Raw genomic sequence first — 19,421 nt, forward strand, 5'->3', positions numbered from 1 at the left:
TGCTTTCTTCGATATTCTATTCTCATTTATTTTATTCATTTTGTATTCTTTTGAATATAATGCTCGTGATGCTATTTTAGGTTCAATATCAATTCGGCTAGGATATATTGTGGCACCATAGATCAAAGTTATAGTAGAATACCCAATTACTGACAGTACAATTGATAATAAAATAAAAATATTCCGCCAGCGATCCCGAGAAACGAGAATACATCATTCCCAGAAATTATGGATTGAGTTTGCTCAACCAGCAATGAGAGACCAGTTAGTAATACACCAGTAACTATAGTTGAAAATCGTGCGATGTTTATCAAATTATCATCCATCTCCGCGGTGTTCAGATAAGGATTGAAAGGTGAGGCGGTGCGTTTTCAAAGTGACTTATGCCCGAAAACGACCGTCTCAGCGGCTGTTTAGACGAGATCAACTTAGAGTTTGTGGAGCGAGAAGCAACACCGCAGCTGTTGATGAAGCTCAGTATTCAGCTTCACTTGGCTGGATTATCGCTTTCGAATACTGTTTCTTTTCTTGAGGTATTCGGTGTTGATCGAGTTCGATCGACCGTTCATAACTGGGTTCACAAAGCCGATCTACAGCCAGAAACTGGTCGGAGGCCGAATCACGTCGCGGTTGATGAGACTGTGATTCAGCTTGACGATGAACAATATTGGCTGTACGCTGCTGTCGATCCCGAATCAAACGATCTGTTACATACAAAGGTTGAATCGACGAGAAACAATGCTCTCGCAGATCGGTTTTTCGCGGAACTCCGCAAAAAACACGATGTAGATGACGCGATCTTTCTCGTTGATGGCGCGGCTCCACTTCAGCGAGCCTGTCGCAAACACGACCTCGATTTTAGATACGAACGACACGGAAAGCGGAACAGTGTCGAACGTGTCTTTCGTGAGGTAAAACGCAGAACTACTAGTTTCTCAAACTGTTTTAGCAACGCCGAAGCAGAAACAGCAAACGAGTGGATCAGATCGTTCGCTTTCGCATGGAATCAGCTTATCTGAACACTACCCCCCGTTCCCCGCAATCCCCTTAAGAGCCGCCCGCGACGGACACGTATGAGCGAGCACGACCGGACCGCGGCGGTCACCCGCGAGACCGCGGAGACGACGATCGAGTTGACGCTCGCGGTCGACGGCGACGGCGACAGCGAGGTCGACACGGGGATCGGCTTCTACGACCACATGTTGGAGTCGTTCGCGAAACACGGCCTGTTCGACCTGACCGTGCGGTGTGACGGCGATCTGGAGATCGACGACCACCACACCGTCGAGGACGTGGCGATCTGCCTCGGTGAGGCGTTCGACGAGGCGCTCGGCGACAAGCGTGCAATTCGGCGGTACGCCGATCGACGGGTCCCCCTCGACGAGGCGGTCGCGAGCGTCGTCGTCGACGTGGCGGGACGCCCCTACTACGAGTTCTCCGGCGAGTTCTCACAGGAGTCGGTCGGCGAGTTCACGAGCGTCATGGCGGATCACTTCGCGCTCTCCGTCGCCCACAACGCCGGGCTGACGCTCCACGCCGCGGTCGAGCGCGGCGACAACGCCCACCACGAGGTCGAGGCGCTGTTCAAGGCGCTGGCGCGCGCGCTCGACGACGCGACCCGAATCGACGAGCGTCGCAGCGACACGCCCAGCACGAAGGGCGAACTGTAGAATCGGCCGCCCGACCTCCGCGGTGGCGCGTGCCTGCGAGCGGCCGGAGGCCGCGAGGAGCACGCGCGAGGGAGTCGCTGGCTCCCGGAGCAACGCGGAGGGTGCCAGCGACGAGGCTGGGGAGGCGTGAGGCTGTGCGGTTGCGGTGCGGGGTGGAAATCGAAGGGGCAGCCGCGAGGACGAAGACGCGCGACGTAAGCACCGCAGCGAGAGAGCAACGCGAGCGAGCGAGGAGCACAGCGAGCGCATCAAGTCCTCGCGGGTGGGGCTTCGGTGGACGTGTCCGCAGCAGCAACTGCGCCGTATCGAGCGGCTGGGGCTTCGGCGGTCTCCGTCACGCTGGCCGCAACGCAGTTTGCTGCCGAGCATTTATAACCTCGACAACTGTTCCCACGATCGCATGGACCTCCGCTGTGAGGGGTGCGCCGGCTGCTGTGTCGACTGGCGACCGCTCGACCCAGTGGCGGCGGGCTCCGACCGTACCGGGCCGCGCCCCCCGCTCGACGACGTCTACGACCTCGCGCCGCTCTCCCGCGACGAGGTGGCTGGCTTCGTCGACGACGGGCTCGGCGACGCCCTGATCCCCAGACTGTTCGAACCGGCCGAGCGCGACGACAGCGTCCGGATCGACGGCGTCGACCTCGCCGCGGTCGACGACCGTCCGGTCTTCGTCGTCGGCCTGCGGAAACCCCCCAAGCCGGTCGCGCCGGTCGGCACCGACGAGTCGCGCTGGCTCGACGCCTGCGTCTTCCTCGACCCGACGACGCTCCAGTGCCGGATCCACGGCGACGAGCGCTACCCCCGAACCTGCGCGACGTACCCCGGACACAACCTCGAACTCGGCGCGGAAACGGAGTGCGAGCGCGTCGAGGCCGCCGGCGGCGGCGAGCGGCTCCTCGACGACGAACCGCCGAAAGACCTCCCGGCACCCGCGTTCGGGCCGCAGGCGCTCGGCGCGACCGTGTTCGCGTACCCCGACCCCGACGACCTCGACGGGGTCGTCGCCCGACTCCGCGACGGCGCGGCGACCGCCGACGACCGCGCCCGCTTCGCCGGTGCCGCGGTCGGCTCCCGCCCCGGATCGCTGTCGGTGGCCCGCGACCGGATGGCCGACGCCCGGGAGCGCGCCCGCGAGGCGGACTCGTGGGTCGGGAACGCGGTCCGCGAGTGGACCGCGCGGGCCGCCGCCGACGGCGATCCGGTCGACGGGACCGCGGAGTCCCTCGCTGAGCTGGTTCGCGACGTGGAAGACGACGCGGGCGCGCCCGGCACGTCGGGATGGGACTGACGACGGGATGGGACTGACGGGGCCGCGCCGTCGCCGAACCGGGACGCCCGTCGCCCCCGCAAATCGCCGTCGACATCGCATGCGTGCGCGCACACGCGCGTGGGGCTTACCCGTGTCCGGACCCTCCGTTACGGTATGAGTGAACGGCAACCGATCGACGACGAACCGGTCGAGTACGACCGCGAGGACGTCTCCGTCCTCGTCGTCGGTGCCGGTGCGGCGGGTGCCCGCGCCGCGATCGAACTCGCACAGCGCGGCGTGGACGACGTGTTAGTGCTCGGGAAGCGGGGCCACGGCGACGCGCACACGACGTGGGCCCGCGGCGGGATCAACGGCGCGCTCGGGACGCACGACCCCGAGGACTCGCCGGCGATCCACGCGGCCGACACCCTCAACGAGGGCCACTTCGTCAACGATCCGGCGAAGGTCGAGACCGTGACCGGACAGATGCCGGAGCGCCTCCGCGAGCTCGACGAGTGGGGGATGGCGTACTCGCGCACCGAGGACGGCGAGATCGACCAGCGGTTCTTCGGTGCGCAGTCGTTCCGACGGACGGCGTTCGCCGGCGACCACACGGGCGAGTCGATGCTGAACGCGCTCGTCGACCGGGCGCGGGAGCTGTCCGTTCCGTACCGCGAGAACGTGATGATCACGAAGCTCGTCTCAGACGGCGACGCGGTCCACGGGGCCGTCGGCTACGACATGGACACGGGCGAGTTCGTCCTGTTCAACGCCGGGACCGTCGTCCTCGCCGCCGGCGGTCACGCGGCGATCTACGACCGCCACACCTCCCGCGACGACGAGAACAACGGCGACGGCGCGGCGCTGGCGTACGACGCCGGAGCGTCGCTGATGGACATGGAGTTCATGCAGTTCCATCCCACCGGGATGGCAGTCGACGAGAGCGACCCCGAGTGGGAGCCGTGGAGCGGCCGCCTCGTGACGGAGGCGGTCCGCGGCGAGGGAGGCCGCCTGTTCAACGCCGAGGGCGAGCGCTTCATGGAGCGGTACTCGCCGGACCAGATGGAGCTCGACGCCCGCGACGTGGTCGCTCGGGCGATCGCGCGGGAGGTCGCCGAGGGGCGCGGCACAGAGAACGGCGGCGTCTACCTCGACATCTCCCACCGCGACGCAGAGTTCATCCAAGAGCGCCTCCCGCGGATGTACGAGCGGTTCCAAGACCTCGGCGTGGACATGGCCGAAGCGCCCGTCGAGGTCGCGCCGACCTCCCACTACGGGATGGGCGGGGTCGCCGTCGACGACCACGGCGAGACCGACGTGGACGGCCTGTTCGCCATCGGCGAGACGATGGCCGGCGTCCACGGCGCGAACCGACTCGGCGGGAACTCGCTGGCCGAGACCGTCGCGTACGGCGTCGTCGCCGGCGAGCGGGTCGCCGACCGCGCGGACGGGCCGGGGGCGGTCCCGGACGACCTCCGCGAGTCGCTCGTCGAGCCGCACCTCCGCGGCCTGCGCGCGATGGCGAACCGCGACGGCGAACACGACGTGGACGCGGCGCTCGCCGACCTGCGGGAGCTGATGTGGGACCACGCGGGTATCCTCCGCGACGAGGCGTCGCTCCGAGAGGGGCTCGACCGCCTCGCCGACGTGCGCGAGCGCGTCGCCGACCTGCGCGTCGGCCCGGTCACCAGCGAGTCGTTCGAGTTCGCCGTCGACCTCGGCTTCATGACCGTCGCCGCCGAGGCGGTGCTCCGCGGCGCGCTCGAACGCGAGGAGTCCCGCGGCGCTCACTACCGCACCGACTTCCCCGACGTCGACGCCGACTGGCGGCGCAACGTCTACTTCGAGGCGGCCGACGTGGGCGGCATGCGACTCCGGACCGAGCCGGTCGACGCGCCCAGCGAGGCGGTCCAGGCCGCCCTCGACGAGGGGCACGAGCTCGACTACCACCAGCTGGAGTGACCGCGGGTCCGCTCTCGCCCTCCGTTTCCGCTCACCCGCCCCGCTTCCGATACCAGACGCGCTCGCCGACCGGGGACTCGTCGTCCGCGATCGCGAGCCGACCAACGAACAGGTCCCTGACGGCGAACGTGATCACGAGTTCGACGGACCGATCGTCGCCTCCGGATCCGGGCTCGGTATCACTCGTCTCGTCTCCTTTCTCCGAGACCGGTCGGACCGTCACGACGCAGTGGCCGTCGCGCTCGCCGATCGACTCGATCACGCCGACCGACCACCGGTCGACGTGATGCGACGGCTCCCTCGCGTGGATGCGGTCGTGGTTCACGACGGTCTCTCGCCTCCGCGGCGTCCGGTCACGCTCCGTCTCCCTCGACTCGCCGCACCGCGAGCGCGCCCTCGCAGACGCACTCGCCCTCGCATTTGGGGCACTCGGCCGCGGGCCGGTCGATCGGGTCGCGATGAATCGTCTCGTAGTCGTGTCCGTCGAACAGCTTCTCCGGGGAGTCGTCGCCCCCGTGGTACCACGAGTCCGCGACGAACAGGTCGACGCCGCGCTCGGCTCCGATCGCGTGGAGCCGTTCGAGCAGCCGGCTCCCGATCCCGCGGCCGGTCGCCGCCTCGCTGACGTACCCCATTTCGAGGTGACCGTACAGCTCCGCGGCCGGGAGGAGGTCCGGGTCGTCGAAGAAGTACATCTCGTCGGCGACGGCGGCCGCGTCCGAGAGTTCGCGGAGCGCCATGACGCCGAGGATCGCGTCGTCGCGATCGGTGCTCGCTCCGCCGTCGCTTCCGGCCTCGACCGCGACCAGCACGCGGTACGTCGGGTCGTCGAGCCCGAGGTCGACGCCGTAGGAACTCCCCTCGCTGAAGTGCGAGGTGATGAGCGCCTCCAGCGGCTCGGCGTCGCCCGGCCGCGGGTCGCGGATCGCGATCTCGTCCATCGATCGGAGAGACGCCGCCCCCGGCCAAGAGCGGTGCGGTGTCGGAACCCGAGGGGTATCCACTCGACCTTTCCCTCACCGAGCGACGCCCGGACGCCAGACGCCCTGTCGTCGGTCGAGCCACGCGACGACAACGACGTGGGGTAAAGTCATCGCGGCGATGGCGACCAGCGACACGGCCAGCAGGTCGCCGGGTGCCGCCACGCCGGCGGGCACGCTCGCGCCCACCGCGCCCACTACGAGGAACCCGCCGAGCGTGAGCGGTGCCGCGTCCCGGCCGAAGCGGGCGAGCGCCCCGACGGCGTCGCCGGCAGACGCGGCGCTCGCGGCCTCGGGATCGACGAGGACGAGGCGTCCGACGTGTCGGAGCGCGTGCCACAGCGCGAAGTACACCCCGATCGCGAACACCGGTGCCGCGAGCAGGAACCACGCCCACAGCACCGCCAGCTCGCCGACATCGCGCCGCCACCCCGCGGGGTCGCGCCTCTCGCCGTCACCGCCTCTCGCCCGCACCCGACGATAGCCGAGTCCGACCGACGCCAGCGTCGCGGCCGCCATCCCGACGCCGACCCCGACACGGACCGCGGGCGCGAACAGCGGGTCGACCGCGGTCGCGGCCGCGCCCGGCCCGACGAGGAACAGCCCGACGATCCACTCGGCCACCAGCCGGTACTCCTCGGGGTGCGCGAGGAGCGGGACGCCCATCGGGAGGCCGCCGCGGACGACGAGCGCGAGCCACCGCTCCGCCGACGTGGGTAGGTGGTCGACGCCCGCGATCGACAGCGTCGCCACGTCGCCCTGCCCCCAGTGAAGCCACGTGAGCGCGATGAAGCCGACGAACGCCGCGACCGGCGCGACGAAGAACGCGGCGACGACCGCCCCGCCGAGGACCGCGTAGACGACGGAGACGACCGCGATCGACCGCCGCAGCGACACGTTCGGCGCGGCCCGGAGCGGGACGAGGTGGTCGACCGCGCCGTGCGCCATCCCCACGACGAGCGTCCCGAGCGCGAACGTCGCGACGCCGACTTCGACCGGAAACAGGGGGGTCACGGCACCGATCGGGACCAGCGCGGCCAGCGCCACCGCGGGGCGTCGCGCGAACCACCGGTCGACCCGCTCGCTCGCGGACTCGGTTTCGCCCCGCTCGCCCGAGGGCGTCACCTCGGGATCGCGGCCGCCGACCTCGCTCGGACGGGACTCGGTCGCGCCCGTCGACGCCGCCTCAGTCATCGACCACGTCGGGGTCTGGGTCGGCGGGCGGTTCCGGGCCGGGTACGTCGCGCTCCGCCCCTCCCGACGGGACCGACTCCGCGACGCTCCCGCGGCGGTCGTTCCAGTCGAGCACCCACTCGAACAGCACCAGCCCGTTGACGGTCATCACTCCGGCGGCGGCGAAGAACAGCATCTCCTCGATTGGGAGGCCCAACACGGCGACGCCGGTCGTGTACTCGGCGGAGATGCTCCACGTTCCCATCCCGATCGCGATCCGGTCCGCGACCCAGAAGTAGGCGGCGGGGAGCAGCGTCGCGGCGAGCCACATCCGCGGCGTGCGGACGAGGTAGCCGCCGCCGACCGCCCACTGGAGCGCGACGACCGGGCCGACCCACGCGACCAGGCCGCCGAGGTAGAGGTACGAGGGGTCGAGCGTCGTCAGCCAGAGCCCTCCGACCACCATCGCGACGCCCGCGAGGACGCCGGCGACTCTGGGACCGCGGTCGAAGTCTCCCTCGCGGAACGTCGGGTCGAACCCGATCAGGTGGAGCGCGAACGCGGTGACGACGGTCTGAATGGTGAAAAAGAGGTACTCGCCGAGGGGGATCGACAGCGCCCGGACGAGTACCGCTCCGTCGGCGTACGACCACGCGCCCTGCCGGATCATGTAGCTGATCCACGGCGTCGTGTAGAGGTACGCGATGGCGACGAGGATGGCGATCCCGACCGTCGCCCGCCGCTGGCGGACGGCCTCGTACCGCGGCGCGAGATACCACAGCAGCGCCAGCACGGGGAGACTGAAGACGAGGTGGAACTGGAGATACGTCAGCGTCGGTAACATCGGATCACCCCGGCGAGAGCGCTCATGCGATCACGTTCGGCTCGTCGTTGATTAAGGCTTGATCCAAACATGGTCAGGTATCGTCCCGGACCGGCTTACTCCGCCGCGAGCACGCCGTGCGCCTCCAGCACCTTCCCGAGCCGGTACATGGAGGCGACGACGGCGTCGCAGACGGGCCGAACCGCGGACTTCGGGACGAAGCCGACGGCGAGGCCCGCGACCTCCAGCATCGGCAGGTCGTTCGCGCCGTCGCCGACGGCCACCGTGTCGTCCATCGGCACGCCGACCTCGGCCGCCAGGTCCGCCAGCGCGTCGTCTTTCGTCCCCTCGATGAGCGGTCCCTCGGCCGCGCCGGTGAGCGCCCCGTCCGCCCCGGTCGGCAGGCGGTTCGCGACGATCGTGTCGACGGCGACCCCCTCCCGTTCCAGCGCCGCCTCGACGCCGCGTTCGAACCCGCCGGTCAACACGGCGACGTGGTGTCCCTCGTCGCGCAGGCGCTCGATGAGCCGCGCCGCGCCGGGCCGGATCCGCACCGCGTCGAAGGCGTCCGCGACGTCCGCCTCCGAGAGGCCCTCCAGCAGCTCCGCGCGCCGGTAGAGGCTCTCCGCGTAGCTCATCTCGTCGTTCATCGCCCGCTCGGTGATCTCGGCGACCTCGTCGGTGACGCCCGCCCGCTCGGCGAGCAGCACCGTCATCTCGGAGTCGGAGAGCGTCCCGTCGAAGTCGAACGCGATGAGACTCATGACACCCGTTCGTCGCGGCGGGACCTTGAAGCGCGCGGTCGCCGGGCTACTCGCCGTCCGCGTCGGCGAGGAACTCAACGTCGCCGGCGACGACCGCGCTCGCGATGACGCCGACGCCGACGAGAGTGGCGACCCCGAGGGTGGTCAGCGTCACCGAGATCGCGGACCCGCCGACCGCGACGCCGACGAACGCCCCGACGGCCCCGCCGACCCCGCCGGCGATCACCGCCAGCGTCTGCGCCTCTCGCATAGGTGTCGCTTCACCAACGCGGGTTATAAGCGTTCGTGCCGGGTTCTCTCCGGTGATAACGGGGCTGTCAGCCGTACGCGCGGCGCAGCCGACGCTTCAGCGGGGGTACTGTTGACGCTTCAGCGCGGATACTGCCGGCCGAGGTCGACGCCGTCGTCGCTCGTGCCGCTCGACTCGCGGTCGTCGGCCGCGTCGTCCGAACCCTCCTCGTCGCCGCCCGGACTCACGCTCCCCGTCCGGTAGCCGGCCATGTCGAGCGTGACGTACTCGAAGCCGAGGTCGGTGAGGTGTTCGTGGACGGCGTCGGCGAAGGCGGGGTCGAGCGCGCGCTCCAGTTCGTCGGGCGCGATCTCGACGCGCGCGAGCCCGTCGTGGTCGCGCACCCGGAACCCCTCGAAGCCCCACTCCCGGAGGACCCGCTCGGCCTTCTCGACGCGGGTCAGCCGCTCCTCGGTCACCTCCAGCCCGGTCGGGATCCGCGAGGAGAGACACGCCATCGAGGGCTTGTCGGCTACCGACAGGCCGTAGGCGTCGGCGATCGCGCGGACCTCGTCCTTCGAAATCTCGGCGTCCAGAAGCGGCGAGAACACGTCCAGCTCCTCGACTGCGCGGAGGCCGGGGCGGTGGCCCTCACCGGGGTCGTCGGCGTTCGTCCCGTCGCAGACCGTGTCGATCCCGAGATCGCGGGCGGTCTCGTACATCCGGCCGAGCCGCATCGTCCGGCAGTGGTAACAGCGGTCGCCGTCGTTGGCGACGAAGTTCGGGTCGTCCAGCTCGGAGAACGTCACCGTCTCGTGGCGGATCCCGATCTCGTCGGCGACCCGCTCCGCGTCCGCCAGCTCCGCCGCCGGGAGCGTCTCGCTGCGGGCGGTGCACGCCACGGCGTCGTCGCCGAGCGCGTCCGCCGACAAGGCCGCGACCACCGCGGAGTCGACTCCGCCGGAGAACGCGACGAGGACGCCGTCGCGCTCGCCGAGCGCGTCGCGGGCGCTCGCCGCCTTCGCCGCCGTCTCGGGCGCGAGCGACCCGTCGCCGACGGCTCGCGCGTTCTGGCTCATGGCCGGCGTTGGCGACGAGCGCGAAAAAGCCCGTCGCACGCGGATCGCGGCCGTCGACGCGGAACTGCGCGCCCCTCGACCGCGGGACCGACCCGCACGCTTTAGACCGTTGCCGCGATACCGGCGAGTAGATGGAGCTGGAGGCGATCCCCGGCGTCGGGACCAAGACGGCCGCGGCGCTGCGCGAACTGGACGACCCGGCCGCGACCGTCGAGTCCGGCGACGTGGCCGCCATCGCCCGCGCGCCGGGCGTCAACGAGGCTCGCGCGGCCCGCATCGCCCGCGGGGCGATCCGCCGCCGCCACGACGACGAGGGGCGCGTGCTTGCCACCGACCGCGCCCGCGAGCTGTACCGGGAGGCGATCGACCTGCTGCGCGAGCGCACCGTCACCGACTACGCCGCGAAGCGGCTGGAGACGTTCTACCCGAGCGCGTCCGCCTCGCGGATCGCGGAGGCGCAGTCGTTCGCGGCCGCGGCGACCGAGCGCGACCCCGACCCCGCGGTCCGCGAGGCGCTCGCGGACTGCGCGCCGCTCTCGGACCCCCCGACCGTTCGCGTCCGCGACCGCTGTCTCGCGACCGCCGACGCCGAGACGCTCGCGCGCGCCGAGGCGGCCGTCCCCGAACTCTCCGTCGAGACCGTCGAGGACGCGCGCGACGTCTCCGAACTCGGGCGCTCGTACGCCTCCGTGATCGTCTTAGACGAGTCGTTCGCGGGCCTCGACGTCGAGGGCGACGTGGCCGTCCGCCCGGACGCCCTCGAAACCCCGGCGGAGACGGTTCCCGAGCGACTGCTGACCTTCTTCGCGGAGAACCGCGACCGGCTGGAGGCGGCCGCGGCGGTCCACGAGACGGCCGGTATCGCGGCCGACGCACCGGTGGACCTCGACCGCCTCCGAGACGCGCTCTCGCGGCTCGACGACGACGGCACCATCGCCGGCGACGCGGAGCTGGACCGACTCACGGCCGCCGTCGACGACCTCGACGCCGCGGTGTCGACGGCGGCGTCGGTCGCCGACGACCGCCTGCGCGAGGCGATCCGCGAGCGCGACGTCACCATCGAGGGGACCGACTTCCTCTCCCTCGTCGAGCAGGGCGCTCGCGTCGACTCCCTGCTCGACCGCGAACTGGCCGACGAGTACGACGAGGCGGTCGACGCCGCCCGCGACCACCTCGCCGACGCGCTCCGTCTGAAGCCCGAGGAGGCGGAGCTGGCCGAGCGCGTCTTCGGCGGCGACCCCTCGTTCCCGGTCGACCACGACGAGAGCGCGGTCTCGCGGCTTCGTACCGAGCTTTCCGCGGCCCGCGACCGCCGCGCCGCGAGGCTGAAGGCCGACCTCGCGAGCGACCTCGGCGACCTCCGCGAGCCGGTCGAGACGCTCGTCCGCGACGCCTTAGAACTCGACGTCGAACTCGCGATCTCTCGGTTCGCTCGCGACTTCGACTGTACGCTGCCGGAGGTGGTCGACCCGGAAGCGGAGAGCCCGGAGGCAGGCGGCGACGGGGAGGGCACGGGCGGATTCCGCATCGAGGGCGGCCGCTCCCCGCTGCTCGACGTCGACTTCGCCGACGTGGAGCCGGTGGACTACACCGTCTCGGGCGCGACGCTTCTCTCCGGGGTCAACTCCGGCGGCAAGACCTCGACGCTCGATCTGGTCGCCCTCGTCGTCGTGCTCGCGCAGATGGGGCTGCCCGTCCCCGCCGAGTCCGCCACGGTCGAGCGCTTCGAGGAGATACACTACTACGCGAAGTCGCAGGGGACCCTCGACGCGGGCGCGTTCGAGGCCACGCTCCGGGACTTCGGCGACCTCGTCGACGGCGCGGACGGCCGCCTCGTCTTGGTCGACGAACTGGAGTCGATCACCGAGCCGGGGGCCTCCGCGAAGATCATCGCGGGCATCCTCGAAGCGCTCGACGACCAGCACGCGACCGCGGTCTTCGTCTCGCACCTGGCCCGCGAAATCAGGGACGCCGCGGACTTCGAGATCGCGGTCGACGGCATCGAGGCCGCGGGGCTCGTCGACGGCGAACTCTGGGTGAACCGCTCGCCGAAGAAGGGCCACCTCGCGCGGTCGACGCCGGAGCTCATCGTCGAGAAGCTCGCGGACGACCGCGGCGGCGAGTTCTACGGCGATCTGCTAGAGAAGTTCTGAGCCGGGGACCGACCCTTCCCCCGACGACTGCGGTGGCGCGTGCCTGCGAGCGTGCCGCCGAAGGCGGCCGCGAAGCAGCACCGCGCGAGGGACGCCGCGAGCGAAGCGAGCGGCGAGGCTGGGGAGGTGCGAGGCTGTGCGGTGCTGTTCGGCGGGACTCGAAGGGGCAGCCGGGAGGCGGGCGCAGGCGACGTAAGCACTGGAAGGAGCGAACGAAGTGAGCGACTGAAGCGCGTGGTTCGAGACGCCAAAGGCGTCTCGTCATCACGAAAGGCGCGGAGCGCCTTTCGAACGACAGCGAGCGTGCGCCCGCCTCCCGGCTGGGGCTTCGGCGGTCTCAGTCACGGAGTATCCTGACGGCCGAGACCCTCTCGGTCCCCTCTCGATCACCCGTAGTTTCAGGTGACGACCCCACAAAACGACTTCCATGCCAGCCGTCACCCCGCTCGGCGTCCTCCTCGGCGCGGTCCAGCTCGTCGTCGGCCATCGAGTCTCGCGGTCGGTCTCCAGCCCGTCGCGCGTCGCCCGCGCGCTCGTCGCGCTCGCCGTTGCGGCGCTGGGCGTCCTCGCGCTGCTCGGATTCGGCGTCGTCGGGATGGTACTGTTCGACCTGCTCGCGCTCGCCGTCGCCGCCGTCAGCCGATCGGACGATCGCCGCTCGACTACAGGATGACGAGACGGCTACAGCAGCACCGCCCGCGCCAGCCCGAGGAAGAAGAGGAAGCCCAGCACGTCGGTCGCGGTCGTGATGAATATCGTCGCCGACGTGGCGGGATCGTAGCCGAGCTTGTCCAAGACGAGGGGCGTGAGCGCGCCGAAGAAGCCCGCGATGACGAGATTCGCCACCATCGACACGCCGATCACAGCGCCCAATAGGACCCCGAAATCGCCGTACGAGAAGGCGGTCGCGATGACGGCCACGAGCGCGCCGGTGATGAGCCCGTTGACCGCGCCGGCGATCGCCTCGTTCGCGACGACGCGCTTTCCGGTCGCCAGCGACACCTGTCCGAGCGAGATGCCCCGGACGGTGACCGCCATCGACTGCGTGCCCGCGTTGCCGCCCATCCCGGCGACGACCGGCATGTACGCGGCGAGGATCGCGACGGCGGCGATCGTCGACTCGAACAGGCCGACCACCGCCGCGGCCATGAACGCGGTGCCGAGGTTGAGGATGAGCCACTTGTACCGCCGCCGCACCTTCTCGACCGGCCCGTCGAGGACACTCTCTTCCTCCGCGACGCCGGTGAACTCGTAGAGCGTCTCGCCCGCCGCCTCGTCGATCAGCCGCAGGAGGTCGTCGGCGTGGATCACGCCGAGGACGTCGTTCTCCTCGTCGAGCACCGCCACGGTCCGCTCGCTGTTCCGGCGGAACACCTCCAGTACCTCCTCGTCCTCGCGGTCGTACCTGACCGACGGCGTCTCCACGAGGTGGTCGGTGATCGACTCCGAGGCGTCCGCGACCGAGAGCGCCGCGCCCGGCAGTTCGCCGAGCAGCTCGTCGCCGTTGGTGACGAATATCGTCGGCACCTGCCCGGTTCGTTCCTCGAAGCGCCGCACCCGCTCCGTCACCGCCTCGAACGACCGGCCGGCGTCGACGGTGACGTAATCGAGGGTCATCACGCCGGCCGCGCTCTCGGGATCGAACGACAGCAGGAAGTTGACCTTCTCGCGCCGGCTCTCGTCGAGACCGGTGAGGACCGCCTCGCGCGTCTCCTCGTCGACGTAGCCGAGCACGTCGGTGACTTCGTCCGGGTCGAGCGGGTCGACGAAGGTCTCCAACTGCGACCGGTCCATCCCGGTCGCGACCGCCTCCCTGACGCTCTCGGGGAGCGCGAAGAAGACGTCGCGCCGCTCGCGCCGCGGCAGCGACGCGAACTCCGTCGCCGGCTCCGGCGACATCGCGATCGCCTCCCGTACGTCGGTCGTCTCGATGCTCATACACCGCCGTCACGAGAGCCCCACTAAACGGTGCCGGACGCGGCTACGCGTCTCGCTGTCGCCCCCGAGCGCCGGCCGTCAGTCGTCGTCGGCCACCGCGGGCTTCCGGCGGTCGTCGCGGGGGCCTTCGAGGTCGACCTTCGGGAGCATGTCCCGGAGGTAGCGCCCGGTGTGCGACTCCTCGACGCGAGCGACCGCCTCGGGCGTGCCGCTGGCGACGAGTTCGCCGCCGCCGTCGCCGCCCTCGGGGCCGAGGTCGATCACGTGGTCGGCGTTCTTCACGAGGTCGAGTTCGTGTTCGATGACGACCACGGTGTTGCCCGCGTCGACGAGGCGGTGGAGCACGTCGATCAGCTTGCGCTCGTCCGCCTTGTGGAGGCCCGTCGTCGGCTCGTCGAGCAGGTACAGCGTGTCGCCGGTCGCGCGCTTGCCCAGCTCCTCGGCGAGTTTCACGCGCTGCGCCTCGCCGCCCGAGAGCGTCGTCGAGGGCTGGCCGAGCTCCATGTAGCCGAGCCCGACGTCTTTCAGCAGCTTGAGGCGGCGTTCGAGGCCGCGGTGGCTCTCGAAGAAGTCGTACGCCTCCGCGACGCTCATGTCGAGCACGTCGGCGATGGTCGCCCCCTTGTACTCGACGTCGAGCGTCTCGTCGTTGTAGCGCGCGCCGCCGCACTCCTCGCAGGGGACGTACACGTCGGAGAGGAAGTTCATCTCGATCTTGACGGTCCCCTGCCCGCCGCACTCCTCGCAGCGCCCGCCCTTCACGTTGAACGAGAACCGCCCCTTCTCGTAGCCGCGGCGCTTCGACAGCTTCGTCTCCGCGAACAGCTCGCGGACGTGGTCGAACACGTCGGTGTACGTGGCGGGGTTCGAGCGGGGCGTCCGCCCGATGGGGCTCTGGTCGATGAGCCGCACCGTCTCGACCTCGTCGAGGCCCTCGATCGCGTCGTGGTCGCCGGGGTCGACCGAGGTGTTGTCGTTCATCTCGCGGGCGAGCCCCTTGTACAGGATGTCGTTGACGAGCGTCGACTTCCCGGAGCCGGAGACGCCGGTGACGGTCGTCAGCGTGCCGAGCGGGATCGGCACGTCGAGGTCCTTCAGGTTGTGCTGGCGGGCCCCGCTCACCACGAGTTCGCCCTCGGACTCGCGGCGCTCGTCGGGCACCGGGATCGACTCGCGGCCCGAGAGGTAGTCGGCGGTCACCGACTCGTCGGCCTCGACCACCTCGGCGAAGTCGCCCTGCGCGACGATCTCGCCGCCGCGCTTGCCCGGCCCCGGTCCCATGTCGATGATCTCGTCGGCGCGACGCATCGTCTCCTCGTCGTGTTCGACGACAATGAGGGTGTTGCCCAGATCGCGGAGCCCTTCGAGGGTGTTCAAGAGTCGGTCGTTGTCCCGCTGGTGGAGCCCGATGGAGGGCTCGTCTAAGACGTACAACACGCCGACCAGCCCGGAGCCGACCTGCGTCGCGAGCCGGATGCGCTGGCTCTCGCCGCCGGAGAGGGTCGAGGCCTCGCGGTCGAGCGTGAGATACTCCAAGCCGACCTCCTCCATGAAGCCGAGCCGCGCCCGGATCTCCTTTAAGATCTCCTCGGCGATCGTCGTCTCGCGCTCGTTCAGCTCCGACTCCATCCCCTCGAAGTGCGCTCGGGCGTCGGCGATCGACAGCTCGTTGACCGCCGTGATCGACGTGCCCGCGACGAGGACGTGCCGCGACTGCTCCTTGAGTCGCGTCCCCTCGCACTCGGGGCAGGTCGTCACGGCCATATACTCCTCGATGTGGTCGCGGGCGCGCTCGGAGTCGGTCTCGACGTGGCGGCGCTCTAAGTTCGGGATGACGCCCTCGAACCGCTCCGTCTTCTCGCGCGTGCCGTTCTTCGTGGTCCACTCGAAGTGGACGAGGTCGTCGGTGCCGTAGAGGAACTGCCGCCGAATCTTCTCGTCCAGCTCCTCGAAAGGGGTGTCGAGGTCGACGCCGAAGTGGTCGGCGACGTTGTCGAGCTGTCGCGAGTAGTAGGTGCGGTCGTAGCTCCACGGTTCGAACACGTGTTTGAGCGGTTTCGATGGATCCTCGATCACGAGGTCCTCGTCGACCTCCTTCGTCGAGCCGATCCCCTCGCACTCGGGACAGGCCCCGTACGGGCTGTTGAAGGAGAACGACCGCGTCTCGATCGCGGAGAACTGGACGTCGGAGTTGGGGTTGCCGAGCTCCTCGGAGAACTCCACGACGAGCCGGTCGTCGGCCTCGGCGTCGGCCGCGAGCGATCCGGTCGAGCGCGCGTTCGACGCGAACGGCACGTCCTCCGGCGGGTCGGGGACGATCAGCTTGAGGGCCCCGTCGGCCTCCTCCAGCGCGGTCTCGACGGAGTCCGTGATCCGCGAGCGGGCGTCGGGGCTCACCGTGACCCGGTCGACGATCACGTCGATCGTGTGGTCGTAGTTCTCGTCCAAATCGGGGTCGTCCAGCGTCAGGTCGACCGATTCGTCGTCGACCTCGACGCGGCTGTACCCGTCGCTCACCAGCTCCTCGAACAGCTCCTCGAAGGCCCCCTTCTGGTCGCGGACGACTGGGGCGGCCACCTTCGCCCGCGTGCCCTCGGGGAGTTCGAGGATCTGGTTCACCATGTCCTGTGCGGACTGCTCGCCGACCTCCTCGCCGGTGACGGGGTCGTACTGGGTGCCGATCCGGGCGTACAGGAGGCGGAGGTAGTCGTGGAGTTCGGTGACGGTGCCGACCGTCGACCGGGGGTTGTTCGCGGCGTTCTTCTGGTCGATGGAGATCGCCGGCGAGAGCCCCTCGACGGACTCCACCTGCGGTTTGTCCATCTGTCCGAGGAAGTTGCGGGCGTACGCGGACAGCGATTCGATGTACCGGCGCTGTCCCTCGGCGTAGACGGTGTCGAACGCGAGCGACGACTTCCCCGACCCGGACAGCCCGGTGACGACGGTGAACTCCTCGCGCGGGATCCGGACGTCGAGGTCCTTGAGGTTGTGTTCCTCAGCGCCGCGGACCTCGATGTAGTCCTTGCTCATTTCACTCGTCCGTTGCGGGCGCGCGCGGGAATACTCGTCGGTCCACAGGGTGCTGTCGAGAACTGACTCCCGGCGTCGGGCGGCTCAGCGCCCGACGAACTCCGCCGGCGGCGAGAGGTTCCGCCGCCCCCCGAAGGTGACGAGGAAGAGGGCCGCGATGCCGACGCCGTACGCCGCCATCAGCGGGATCGTCGCGAGGAACATCGTGATCACGTCGGAGGGGGTGAACACCGCCGCGATCACCATGATGCCGATCGTCACCTCGCGCCAGCGCTCGCGGAACACGCCGTACGGGACGCCGGCGTTGTTCAGGAGGACCATCGCGATCGGGATGTCCGCGAGGAAGCCGATCCCGAGCGTGGTGTAGATGACGAGCCAGAGGAAGTCGCTCACCTGATAGGTGATGATCATGTCGGCGAGCCGCGCGTCGGTGACGAGCCAGCCGATGATCCCCGGCGCGATGTACGCGTAGCCGAGCGCGATGCCGCCGATCATCCCGGCACCGAGCGCCCCCGCCCACAGGTACACCTGACGGACCCGCCCGGCGACGAAGCCGCGCTCGCGGAGCGCGGGCCACGCGTAGTAGAGGACGAACGGGAACGCGGCGAAGATCCCGAGCACCACCGCGAACTTCACCATGAAGACCACCGCTTCGACCGGGTGGAGGGAGATGATCTCGATCCCGCCCTCGATCTCCGCGGGCACCCGGCGTTCGAGGTCCCTCCGGACCGTTCCGAGTCCGCCGAGGTACAGCCACGTGAACGCGGCCGTCATCACGACGCCGAAGACGGCGACGATCCGGAACGCCCGCGAGCGCAGCGAATCGAAGATGAACTTGAGGTCCGTGTAGTAGCCGCCGATGTCGTCTTCGGCCGCCTCCCCGTCGCCGTCCGTGAGTTCGGCGAGGAACGTCGACCCCGCCCGGGACCCCCGGTTCCGAACGGAGCCCATCAGCCCGCCGTCGCCCGCGTCGTCCCCGCCGGCGCTCGCGGCTGCTCCGCCCTCGCCGTCGTCGCCCGCCGCGTCCCCGTCGCCGTCGTTCACCTCGTCGAACCGGTCTAAGATCGCCTGCGCCTTCTCCGGCTCGTCGTCTTCCATCGCGGCCTGCGCGAGCGCGAGCGACTCCGGCTCCTCCATCTCCGCGAAGGCGTCGGCGGGGGCCGCCCGCACGCCCGCCGCGTCGAGTTCGCTCACGTCGATCGCCGTCGGGTCGCCGTACCGGTAGCCCGCGCTCGCGGTGTCGAGGTCGGTGTACACGGCCCACAGCGTCCCGATCACGGCGAACGCCAGCGCCCACGCGACCGCATAGACCCCGAGCGCCGTTGCGGGGTCGACGCCGAGTCCCGCACCCGGTTCGAGGAAGCGCCAGCTGCTGTCGACGAGCGGGTGCCGCAGGACGGCGTTGACCGCCGCTCGGCCGCCGTACTCGTAGAAGCCGTACACGAGCGCGCCGCCGAGGGCGGTCACGCCGCCGACGACGTTCCAGTGGTTTCGGGTCGCGCCCAGTACGTCGATCTGGTCGGAGCTCCGCTTGGCCGTGACGACCAGCTTCGCGAGGTAGAGGCTGAAGCCGTACAGCGCGGTCAGCGGGAACGCCCACAGCAGCTGTGTGAAGGGGTCGGGCGGGGAGAAGAACGCGCCGAAGACGAAGATCGCGAGGACCGCGTAGCGCCACTTGTCGCGGAACGTCTCGTACTGGACGATCTCGGCGTACGACAGCCCGGTGACTAAGAGCGGCATCTGTCCCGCGAGCCCGAACGAAAGCGAGAGGAAGACGATGAACTCCGTCCACATCACGATCCCGTAGGTGGGCTGGATGTCGGCCTCCAGCCCGAACTCCGCGAGGAAGCCGAACATCAGCGGGAAGAAGGCGAGGACGCCGTAAGCGACGCCGGCGGTGAACAGCCCGGCACCGAGCAGCGCGATCCCCGCGAGCTTCCAGCGCGCGACGGGCGACCGCGGCCACATGCCCCGGGCGCGGAGTTCGTCGCGGGTGACGTAGATCAGCGGCGGGATCGCGGCGATAACTCCCACGATCAGCCCGATCTTCGCCTGGAGGAGGATCACCTCGAACGGCGTCGTCGCGATGATGTCCGCCTCCGCGGCGACCTCGGGGCTCATGTTCGACTCCGTCACCTGCCTGAGCCAGTCCCAGATGTAGACGCGCAGCGCCCAGAACGTCAGGATGAATCCGAACAGGAAGACGACGAACACCTTCTGGAGGTCCTTCTGGATCGACCGAAGGAACGCCTTCGCCGTCTCGCGGCCCTCCGCGATCGACCGCTGAGTGTCATCGTCGAGGGCGCTCGCCATACGGAGGGCGAAGGCCGTCGCCGTTATCAACCTTTTCGACCGCGGGCGGCCCCGCGAG

At 69.5% G+C, this 19,421-nt stretch carries 16 protein-coding genes; 6 read left to right on the forward strand and 10 right to left on the reverse strand.

Annotated elements, in window-relative coordinates:
• Positions 1-383 precede the first annotated feature (383 nt).
• From QOL69_RS08220 to QOL69_RS08235, 4 genes are all read left to right on the forward strand, one after another.
• Positions 384-1,019, forward strand: coding sequence for an IS6 family transposase (locus QOL69_RS08220; protein WP_283402789.1), 636 nt, complete (start codon positions 384-386; stop codon positions 1,017-1,019).
• A 54-nt stretch (positions 1,020-1,073) separates the two neighbouring features.
• Entirely contained in the window at positions 1,074-1,670 is a 597-nt protein-coding gene (gene hisB / locus QOL69_RS08225) for an imidazoleglycerol-phosphate dehydratase HisB (RefSeq protein ID WP_283402790.1), read from the forward strand.
• A gap of 400 nt (positions 1,671-2,070) precedes the next feature.
• A complete protein-coding gene (locus tag QOL69_RS08230) occupies positions 2,071-2,958 on the forward strand; it encodes a YkgJ family cysteine cluster protein (RefSeq protein ID WP_283402791.1) in 888 nt (295 codons plus the stop codon).
• Between the two features lie 135 nt (positions 2,959-3,093).
• The gene (locus QOL69_RS08235) at positions 3,094-4,881 is read left to right on the forward strand and encodes an L-aspartate oxidase (protein WP_283402792.1); all 1,788 of its coding nucleotides are present in this window, start codon (positions 3,094-3,096) and stop codon (positions 4,879-4,881) included.
• 31 nt (positions 4,882-4,912) lie between these two features.
• Here the strand turns inward: QOL69_RS08235 and QOL69_RS08240 are convergent, their stop codons facing one another.
• The 7 genes from QOL69_RS08240 to larE all read right to left on the reverse strand — a co-directional run bounded on the left by QOL69_RS08240 (position 4,913) and on the right by larE (position 9,929).
• Positions 4,913-5,206 carry a DUF7861 family protein gene (locus QOL69_RS08240; protein ID WP_048077704.1) on the reverse strand — a complete coding sequence of 98 codons (294 nt, stop codon included), beginning with the start codon at positions 5,204-5,206 and terminating at the stop codon, positions 4,913-4,915.
• 28 nt (positions 5,207-5,234) lie between these two features.
• Positions 5,235-5,822 (reverse strand): GNAT family N-acetyltransferase, encoded by a 588-nt coding sequence (locus QOL69_RS08245; RefSeq protein ID WP_283402793.1) that lies wholly within the window; start codon positions 5,820-5,822, stop codon positions 5,235-5,237.
• Positions 5,823-5,897: 75 nt separating this feature from the next.
• Positions 5,898-7,055 (reverse strand): Brp/Blh family beta-carotene 15,15'-dioxygenase, encoded by a 1,158-nt coding sequence (locus QOL69_RS08250; protein ID WP_283402794.1) that lies wholly within the window; start codon positions 7,053-7,055, stop codon positions 5,898-5,900.
• A complete protein-coding gene (locus QOL69_RS08255) occupies positions 7,048-7,878 on the reverse strand; it encodes a lycopene cyclase domain-containing protein (RefSeq protein ID WP_283402795.1) in 831 nt (276 codons plus the stop codon). Before QOL69_RS08255 ends, QOL69_RS08250 begins: the two co-directional genes overlap by 8 nt.
• A 95-nt stretch (positions 7,879-7,973) precedes the next feature.
• The gene (gene serB, locus QOL69_RS08260; RefSeq protein ID WP_283402796.1) at positions 7,974-8,621 is read right to left on the reverse strand and encodes a phosphoserine phosphatase SerB; all 648 of its coding nucleotides are present in this window, start codon (positions 8,619-8,621) and stop codon (positions 7,974-7,976) included.
• Between the two features lie 46 nt (positions 8,622-8,667).
• Positions 8,668-8,871 carry a hypothetical protein gene (locus tag QOL69_RS08265; protein ID WP_283402797.1) on the reverse strand — a complete coding sequence of 68 codons (204 nt, stop codon included), beginning with the start codon at positions 8,869-8,871 and terminating at the stop codon, positions 8,668-8,670.
• 119 nt (positions 8,872-8,990) lie between these two features.
• The gene (larE, locus tag QOL69_RS08270) at positions 8,991-9,929 is read right to left on the reverse strand and encodes an ATP-dependent sacrificial sulfur transferase LarE (RefSeq protein WP_283402798.1); all 939 of its coding nucleotides are present in this window, start codon (positions 9,927-9,929) and stop codon (positions 8,991-8,993) included.
• A 131-nt stretch (positions 9,930-10,060) separates the two neighbouring features.
• On the opposite strand from larE, the gene QOL69_RS08275 reads away from it, so the two are divergent.
• Together QOL69_RS08275 and QOL69_RS08280 are read left to right on the forward strand one after the other, a co-directional pair.
• Positions 10,061-12,082 (forward strand): MutS-related protein, encoded by a 2,022-nt coding sequence (locus QOL69_RS08275; RefSeq protein ID WP_283402799.1) that lies wholly within the window; start codon positions 10,061-10,063, stop codon positions 12,080-12,082.
• 427 nt (positions 12,083-12,509) lie between these two features.
• A complete protein-coding gene (locus QOL69_RS08280; protein ID WP_283402800.1) occupies positions 12,510-12,755 on the forward strand; it encodes a hypothetical protein in 246 nt (81 codons plus the stop codon).
• A gap of 8 nt (positions 12,756-12,763) precedes the next feature.
• On the opposite strand, the gene QOL69_RS08285 is transcribed toward QOL69_RS08280, so the two are convergent.
• The 3 genes from QOL69_RS08285 to QOL69_RS08295 form a co-directional block, all read right to left on the reverse strand.
• The gene (locus QOL69_RS08285; protein ID WP_283402801.1) at positions 12,764-14,020 is read right to left on the reverse strand and encodes a magnesium transporter; all 1,257 of its coding nucleotides are present in this window, start codon (positions 14,018-14,020) and stop codon (positions 12,764-12,766) included.
• Positions 14,021-14,098: 78 nt separating this feature from the next.
• Positions 14,099-17,050: an excinuclease ABC subunit UvrA gene (gene uvrA, locus QOL69_RS08290; RefSeq protein ID WP_283402802.1), complete on the reverse strand. Its 2,952-nt coding sequence runs from the start codon at positions 17,048-17,050 to the stop codon at positions 14,099-14,101.
• A gap of 84 nt (positions 17,051-17,134) precedes the next feature.
• Positions 17,135-19,363, reverse strand: coding sequence for a twin-arginine translocase subunit TatC (locus QOL69_RS08295; protein ID WP_283402803.1), 2,229 nt, complete (start codon positions 19,361-19,363; stop codon positions 17,135-17,137).
• Positions 19,364-19,421 lie beyond the last annotated feature (58 nt).

It is taken from the genome of Halorubrum sp. DM2 (assembly GCF_901686465.1).
Classification (GTDB): Archaea; Halobacteriota; Halobacteria; order Halobacteriales; family Haloferacaceae; genus Halorubrum.